This window comes from Roseateles chitinivorans (assembly GCF_002761755.1).
GTDB classification, from domain to species: Bacteria; Pseudomonadota; Gammaproteobacteria; order Burkholderiales; family Burkholderiaceae_C; genus Roseateles; species Roseateles chitinivorans.
On the sequence record NZ_PEOG01000004.1, the window covers coordinates 1 to 8,565 of the forward strand.

Sequence of the window (8,565 nt, forward strand, 5' to 3'; positions counted from 1 at the left end):
GCCTTCATCCGGTCGTCCTGCGTCTGCGTGACGTGCTCCCCGGCCTTGATGGCGCCCATCGCCGCATCCACGCCCGGCGCGCTCAAGGACAGCGACAGCCCGCTCTGCTTGAACTTCGTCTCCGTGTCCTGCGCCGACTGGTTGCGCGCCTCCACGATGGCAATGGACTTGCCCTTGATCGTCACGTCGCCCTGCGGCGCCTGCACCTCCGATCCCACCTGGCGGTATGCGCCGCCGGCGACGATGTCCACGTCCCCGGCCACGCTGGCCACCACCGAGCCCTGGTGCGTCTCCTGGCTCGTCTTGGTCGCCTGCGACAGCGCCTGCTTGCCGATCGTCACCCCGATCCCGCCACCGCTGAACAGCCCCGACTTCACCGTCTTCTTGAACTGCTCGGTGTCCACCGAGTTGGTGACGCCGTCGATGGTGATGTCGCGGTCGGCGATGAGCTTGGTGCCGTTGTCCGACACCGCCTGCGCCGCGGCCAGCGTGATGTCGCGCCCGGCCACGATGTTGACCGTGTCGCCCGACAGCGTCGTGCCGATGGCCGTCGTCGTATCGGTCTTGTTGTAGGTCGTGACCGTCTTCTTCTTGAACAGACTCTTCTTGGTCTTCTGCGTCATCTCCTCGACGACCTTGTTGGCCTCCCCGGCCAGCAGCTCCACATCGCGCCCCGCGCTCAGCGTCACCGGGCCTTGCGCGCTGGCGATCTGCGCAGCCGTGGCGCTCAGGTCCTGCCCGGCCTTGAGCACCACCGCGCCCTCGGCCTTGATCTCGGTGCCGACGTCCTGGCTCTGGCTTTCCTTCTTGAAGTTGGTCGCGTTCCAGACCTGGTCGCGCGAGCTCGAGGTCTGCACCGTGCTCAGCGTCAGGTCGCGCCCCGCGGCCACCATCACGCCGCCTTCGGCGCCCGCGCCATCCGCGCCGCCCTGCGTGATCTGCACCGCCTGCAGTTGCGTGAGGTTGGGCATCACGCCCACCACGCGACCACCGACGCTCAGGCCCGAGAGCTTCAGCCAAGCGTTCTGCGTCGAGCCGGCTTGAGTCGTCACCTTGCCGATCTGCGTCGTCGCCTTTGGCGCTACTCAAGAACTTTGGAACTAACCCTGTTTCGGTGACCAACCGCCCAGCCGCCCTCAAAAGGCTGTTCGAGAGCAACTCGCGAAAGCGGGAGGTCGGCTCTGTCCTTCCAAAGACTCACAGTTTGGGGTCCCTGCACCCGCTAGAAGCGGATGGTCACGCCCCTCGCACAGCCCCGATTAAGACTGTGCACAAACTGACCCTGATGCCGAATGTCTGCTCTGGCGACCGTTGTATGACCCGGCTTCAGCCCTTCTTGGGTGACCACTCTGTCCAAGGGGGCGCGAACGGCTCCCAAATGTCGAAATCCGCCATGAAGTTCCATCCCTGGTCATATTCCTTCAGTGGATTGACTGGTAGCCAGTTGGAGGGTACCCAGGACGAACGGATTCTTAGTGTATGCCCCCAACGGAATGCGATCTTTGAGTAAATAACAGCGTGCGTCGCTATGAGATTTTGAGTCAGCCCAAAGGCGTGTTCGAAGTTTCTTTTCGGCGCAAGAGGGCCCGCAAGCTCCTCGAGAGCATTTTCCATTCCTTCGACATCCCGACGAGCCAGTGCCAGATAAAACCGATAGTCCACGAGGAATTTTGAACCGGCAGTCTTTTCATCATGAATAGCCTCTAACGAACGCGCCTCAAGTTCGCTCCATTTTCCTCGAAGGGCCAACAATGCCTGAAATCCGTGAAATGCATCCTCTCTCGGATTATCCCGATCATCAATCTCATCCTTCAAATAGTAGGACACATGGTTTTTTGAGAACCAATCGATGATGTCCGACTGTTCCGAGAGTAGCGGGTATAGATGAATATATGCGGGCCACCAAGCACCCGGTTCCCCTTGAGCAACCATTCGGGTAGCTTTCGCCGCAAGGAACGCCCATGACTTCATTCCTTCCAAGTTTTTGGATTGAAACCAAGCGAGCAACGCTTGCGCGGCGCACGACGAGGCGATGCCCCGCAGGCACGCTTCTCTTGAGCCGAGGCCGCTCTGAAGTAGACCAAGCGTCTGCTCCGATACCTCTCGTCCTTGGAGATGAGCAATACCCTTTTCAATATGCTCGAGATATTTCATCTGCATTTTCATACACTCAACTATTCTTTCGGCGGCGGAGGAGCTTCTGGCGGCTGCGCTATGGTGGGATTCTTTGGATCCACACGATTAATATACAACTTACTGGTCTCCTTATCGACGTACGCGACGGCCTTGGCCAAGCTATTCTTATCAAGAGCCTCCTGAAGAACTTTGGCAGCAGGAGTTCCTGGCGGAAGATTGTCAATCACCTGTTGAACCCAAGCATCGGAAAGCTGCATATTTCCTCCCGCTGCGTTGGGATCCAATTTGACTCCACGACCCCCCAACTGTACTGTCGAATGCAACGGTCAGAACAACAGTTCCGTCAGACTCCCTCAATATTCCAAGGTGGTCAATACCGTTATTCGAACCGTACTTCGCGTCGATCAGGTCCATCCCATGATCTTGCAGGACGGCGTCCATGACGGCCTCCGTCTTTTTGCCGTAGGGGTCGCCTTCTTTCGCAATTTCCTTCAAGCGCTCTTGCAGTTCTGGCCGTACGTCGAGTTCAATTCGATTCTCGGTCAGCTTGGTGTTACTGATAATTCCCCGCTTGGTCGGATCGACTATCGGCTGGCTCTTGACATCGCAGCAGTTGGCGTTATGCACCCAAATGCCAAGGGCGCCAACATGGTACGTATGGTGCTCGTGTACCTCGATGTTGTAGACGGCCGCCGTCCAGCCAGTGTCACGCTGCGACTCCACGGTAAGCACTCGGCCTTCCAAGTCAGTCACCGTCATTCCCGGGGCCAGCGATGCCGCACGTACCCACTGCGCATGCGCGCCCGGATCTTCTCCGTCAACCGTTCCGGCGCGCACATTGGTCACCCAGAACGGATGCTCCGCAGTGGTGTGCAGCACATCGCCGGCGCCTTGAGCGTTGGCGATGACCACCTCAAAGATGGGCTGATCCTGTGCGACCGTGGTAGCGACCACAGGCCGCAAACCAGGTTCCCCGCTGAGTTCATCGCGCGAGAACACCAACTCGCCACCGACGAAGGTTTCAATCGCCTTGGGACCATCAACCGTGTGAACGAGCGTACCGGCGACAAAGCAATTGGGAGGAGCCAGACAGCCAGCAGCGGCCGCATCCTCGGCTGCCTTGCCGGTCGTGCTATCCGGCGTTGCCTGTTCAGCGGGAGCCGTGCCTCTCGTCTCTGGACTGCCATCGATCGTCTTTGAAGTGGAAACGCCGGTGCCAGTCTTCGTAGCGTCCGTAATCTCTGGCAACTTGTTGGCAGCGGCCGCCTCCGCCGCCGCCTCGGCTTCCGACTTCGCTCCAACTCGAACATCGATTCCTTCCAGGACCTTGTTCGTGAGCTTGCTCCCTGCGCTCAGGACGACTTCGGCGGCCTTGGCCCCTACAGCACCGCCCACGATCCACGTAGCCTCTTCGCCCGCCGACTTGATCTGCTCAGGATCGTAGGAACTGACCTTCCCAACCTGGTTCATGAAGACGCTGATAGGCGCCAGGTCGACGACGAACTTCGTCACGTCGGTAGCCGTGATGTCCAGCGGCTTGTCGCTGACGTACCACTGCATCGTCTTCGACTCATAGGTGCTCGGAAGTCCCACGCTCAGCGCCGAGGACGCTCCCTGCGGTCCAGCGGCAGCGGCCCCTGTCATGGCGTTGTTCAGGCCGTTCAACGCATTGGCGGCACTGCTGAGGTTGCCGACCGTCAGATCTTTGCCGTAGGCGAAAGCCTCTTTGCCGAGCGCCACACCGGCATCCCACGCTTTGCCCGGTGCGCTCTTGATGCCATCCACGTAGTACTTGGCCTGTTGTGCAGCGAGCGTCGTCTGCTGCTCCTTGTTGGCCTCGTAGAGTTGATAGCTGCCGTCAGCCTGCGGCACTTGCACATATGCAAGGTCGCTGCCAAAGATGAAGGTGTAGGTGCAAGCGCCCGCCGGCGCATTGCAGCCCGGCACAGGGAACGAGGTTTGAGTCCTCGCTCCGTTGGGCATCGGCAACCTTCCGGGTTCAGTTCCAAGCCACGTGCCATTGGCCTGCTCGATGCCGCCCGAGGGCGTCTGCCCAGCCAGCTTGTAGCTGCCGATGGTTGTGTTCAGCAGTTCGGTGTTCTTCGTGTGATCGTCGTAAGCCGCCGTGCCTCGCGCATCCATGCTCACGCCGGAATCGCGCGCAAGGCTCGCCAGAATCTGCTCAGCCAATGGATCGTTGCTCAGATTGCCGAATGCGAGCTTGTAAGCGCTGTCGTTCTGGTAGAGCAGTTGCAGAGTCAGCCGCTTCTCCCAGGCGGCTTCGTCCATGCCTTGGGTGCCTGCGAGCTTCTTGGCTTCTTCTTTGACGAGCGCGGTTTGATCCGGATGCAGCTGCCGGTTGTTGTAGTCCTGGTTCAAGCCAGCCGCAGCACCGTTGACTCCTCCACCAGCTGCGGCGCCGATGCCGGTCGCCACGGCGCCAGCCGCTAGCTTCGACAACGCCGTCGCCCAATCGTTGCTACCGTTCTCTCCTCCAAGCCCGGCTTGCTTCAACGCGCCCTTGATCGAGTCCTGGAACTTGTCGAGTTGACCCGCCGCAGCCGCGCTACCAGCAGCACCCAACGCGCCGCTGAGGTCTCCAGTCACCGCACCGACGACGGCATGCAGAGCCACTCGCGACGCGCCTCCTTCCTTCCACTGCTCGTAGGCCTCCTCGTTCTGGGCCATGGTCGCAGCCGCTTCAACCTTCTTCTGCTCCGCCTCCTCCCGCATGGCGGATGAAGACTTCGGATCGTTCAGCACGGCCTGAGCAGCATCGCTCTTCAGCTTGGCATCGTCATAGGCCTTCGTCTTGGAAGCGGCGAAGTCGGCCACCTCCTTCGCCGCCTGCGCCCCAAACTCCGCCACGATCTGCGCATTCACCTTCACCTGCTGCGCCAGCTTCTGCCCATCCCAGCCCTGCGCCAGCTTGCCCGCCGTCGCATCGTTGGTCGCGCCGCGGTCCAGCTTCTCCAGCGCCGCCTGGCTCGCCGCATCCCCGCTGGTGATCGTCGTGCTGCCCGCGCTGATCGTGCTGCGCGTGGTGCTGCGCTCGTCGCCGCTGTCCTTGAAGGCGCCCGCCATGCCGCCGCTCGTGCCCGCGCTCACCGTCACGGCGCTGGCGCTGAACTGGCTGCGGTTGTCGATGTCGCTGCTGCTCAGCGTGCCGGTGCTGAAGCTGTTCTTGCCCGCGTCGATCGCCGCCTGGCTGCTCGTGATCGCTCCACCCTTGAGGTCGGTGTTGCCCTTCACGCTCACCTGGAAGCCGCCATCGCCAGCGCGAATGCCAGCCTGCTCACCCACCGCCGCATAGTCCGCGTTGACCTTGGACTGGCTGAAGTTGGCGCTGCCGCCCGCCCCGTAGCCGACGGTCACGCTGCCGCCCATGCTCTGGCTCTTGGAGTCGAACTTGGCCGTGTCCTGCAGGCTCTCGATCTTGAGGTTGCCGCCGATGTCGGCCACCACCTTCGGCGCGGTCACCACCGCGCCGCCGAGCGTCGTGTCGCCGCCCGACTGCAGCGTCACCGAACTGCCGCCCGTGACCTGCGTGGTGGTGTAGTTCGTGTCCTTGCCATCGGCATTGCCCTTGGACACGCTGCCGCTGGCGGTGAAGCCCAGCCGGTTCTCCGCGCCCAGCGAGATGCCGACGCCGATGGACGCGCTGCTGCTCGAGTCCTTGCTGTGCTGCTCGCTGGTGTTCTGCGCGGCCAGCAGGTTGATCTTGTTGTCCGCCTTGATGAACACATCCTGGCCCGCCAGCGTGCTGCCCTGCACCGTGACGTTGGAATCCTGCCCTCCTCCCGTGGCGATGAGGCTCAGCTTGCCATCGGCCAGCACCGAGCTGCCCGCTGCCTGGTTCGACTCGTTGTGCTGCGAGCTCTTGCTCTGCTGGCTGCCCACCGACAGGCTGATGCGGATGCTCTGCTCCTTCTGCGCATTGGCCAGGTCGTTGAACTTCTGGATCTCCTCCACCGCCTGCTTGGCCTTGGAGATCGCCGTGGCCGCCGCCAGGGCCTTCATCCGGTCGTCCTGCGTCTGCGTGACGTGCTCCCCGGCCTTGATGGCGCCCATCGCCGCATCCACGCCCGGCGCGCTCAAGTCACGACCGCAGCCCACGACGCCTCGCCCGGCGCGTTGACCAGCGACGCCGAACCGAGATTCGCCCTACATCCGGCCTGGATCGCGTCGGCCGTGTGGTCGATGGCGCATTGCGCGCGGGCTGACCACGTCTATACGGTTATTAACTTCTAACGGATTGCCCCACTGAGGCGAATACTCGATTCCAGTTCGGAAATGCTGCACTTTCGTATAGCACCCGTTCGCGAATTAACGCCATCTCAATTCGATAGCCATGCACCCAGCTTCCCGAATCTGAATTAATGATTGGTTTGCCTTCCGGCACGCGGATCAAATCAAAGTAGTTTTCAAAGCGATGCACGCTCTCACGACTCCTTAGATCTTCGGAGGCGCCGATGGTTAAAAGCGCATCGAGGAGATGCGACAACACTTGATGCTGCCCCATCACAGCATCAAATTTCCTTTTTATATCGAGGGCTTTACGGGCATGCGCCCAGTCGCCACAAATCATTCGCAGGCGCACAGCCAGCAAATAGCGCCCTTGGACGGGTTGCTCAGCCCAATCCTTCCCCTTGTTCGCTAATGCAGATTCCGTGATTTGGTCCGCGGCCTCTCTGAGCAGAGACAAGTCGAGCGGAGTTCCTTGCTGCATTGCCGAGGCGATAGCCCAAACCGCCTTCACCTCTCCCTGATTTCCAGGAAAGGCCGGCTTATTTTTCCATCCCTTAGATCGATTCTCGGATTCAACGGCAAATCGAGGATCGCCAAGTGCGCGCAAAGCTGTCTCTACGGCCCAACCAAGAAACCTCTTAGATAGTTCGTGTTCAAAATCTGCAAATCCAATATAGAGGGCGCTTTCGAGATACCGCTGACATGGCCCTTCGGGGGACGCCAACCGTTCCCAAGTAGCGAAAGGCCCGCCCGCCATCTCGATATTTCTTGCCGAGGTCGCAACTCCGACGTCTGAAGCCAAATTCTCAAGGACGTCATGCTTCCAAAGATTCATATTTATCATCATGGCTTGCTCTCGTCCACGGCTGAGGCAGTTGATCCGACCGAATCGCCGGCGGAGTCGGTTGGGCATCTGAAGTACTTCGTGGTCTACACCTTCAGCGCAAGCAGTGATGTTCGGAATAGCATCCAACCAAGATGAAACATAGATGGAGAACTCATCCGCACAAAAAAAGTGAGCACCATGTTGGCATTCAGGGACGGTCAATTCGTCCCAGCAATCAAGAACCACCTTCATTTTTCGGTGCTCACATCCTGGCGCTGGCCTTCCTTCTTGCAGTTGGTCGCGTTCCGTCAATACGAGAACTTCGTGTGTGCCTTGCCGTCAGGCCCCACTTGCAACACGAAGGATTTCCAGTCGCCCCCTGTATGGCTCTTCATCAACGCATGTAGTTCCCGCACATGATGAATCATGCGATTGCGCGGATCCCGGAGAAACGCGCTGATCGCCTCACCATTTCGCACGAACGAAAATTCAGTATCAATCGACCAGGAGTCCTCAGGATTCAAATAGCGAAATACGCACGACATTTCTTCGTAATCACCATTTGCACAATTATGCATGACTTGAACCAAGTCATTCAGCAGTTCAACTTGCCTCTCAATACTCATTTTGGCGCCTCGTTTGCAAAGAATCTAGAAAAGTTCTTTCCGTTGATCGAATACTCAACCACCAGGTAATCCGGACGCGGGGACATCGGATCATCTCTCAAGAATTTTATGTTAATGGGGCCGACTGTATCACCTTTACTTAGCGAGGAATACCATTCATTCTCCAAAGTTTTATAGCCGGAATTATTGAAGGTTCTATCTTGCGGGAAGAGATTGTATCTATCACACGTTCCTCCCAATCGGCAGGCCTGTACGTGCCCGCCAACATCGGTCGTGTACCCTTCATATCCCACGGCGGTTTGCCTTGAATCGCGTGTACCCTTTTCCAAGACAGGCTGGAAAGTCACCTCTTCCACCATCCCCGCACCATTCGTCACGAACTCGGTGCCATTGCTTATCTTCACATGAGCATTAGATGGTGGGTTATTGAGAACTTCATATCCGTCCGTTCCCTTCCCGGCATTGTCCGCGTCTACCCTATATGTTCTCTTTGAATTTGAGTCATTAGTCGATACTGAGCAGCAGTTTGCGTTATGCACCCACACGCCCAGCCCGCCGACATGGTACGTATGGTGCTCATGCACCTCGATGTTGTAGACAGGCGCCGTCCAGCCAGTGTCACGCTGCGACTCCACGGTAAGCACTCGGCCTTCCAAGTCAGTCACCGTCATTCCCGGGGCCAGCGATGCCGCACGTACCCACTGCGCATGCGCGCCCGGATCTTCTCCG

Annotated in this window: 6 protein-coding genes; all 6 read right to left on the reverse strand. The window is 59.3% G+C overall.

Features of this window, described 5'->3' with window-relative positions; translation table 11 throughout:
• Positions 1-1,052, reverse strand: a 1,052-nt coding sequence (locus CS062_RS00440) for a hemagglutinin repeat-containing protein (RefSeq protein ID WP_199174138.1), incomplete at its 3' end; no start/stop codon positions are given.
• Between the two features lie 274 nt (positions 1,053-1,326).
• Positions 1,327-2,166, reverse strand: a complete 840-nt coding sequence (locus tag CS062_RS00445; RefSeq protein WP_158238626.1) for an Imm49 family immunity protein — start codon at positions 2,164-2,166, stop codon at positions 1,327-1,329.
• A 189-nt stretch (positions 2,167-2,355) separates the two neighbouring features.
• A complete protein-coding gene (locus CS062_RS00450) occupies positions 2,356-6,207 on the reverse strand; it encodes a hemagglutinin repeat-containing protein (RefSeq protein ID WP_099859518.1) in 3,852 nt (1,283 codons plus the stop codon).
• Positions 6,208-6,376: 169 nt separating this feature from the next.
• Positions 6,377-7,462, reverse strand: a complete 1,086-nt coding sequence (locus tag CS062_RS25670; RefSeq protein ID WP_143742209.1) for a hypothetical protein — start codon at positions 7,460-7,462, stop codon at positions 6,377-6,379.
• 56 nt (positions 7,463-7,518) lie between these two features.
• Positions 7,519-7,836, reverse strand: coding sequence for a hypothetical protein (locus CS062_RS25675; protein WP_143742210.1), 318 nt, complete (start codon positions 7,834-7,836; stop codon positions 7,519-7,521).
• The coding region (locus CS062_RS00455) for a DNA/RNA non-specific endonuclease (RefSeq protein ID WP_143742211.1) at positions 7,833-8,565 on the reverse strand (733 nt) is incomplete at its 5' end. The genes CS062_RS00455 and CS062_RS25675, both read right to left, overlap by 4 nt.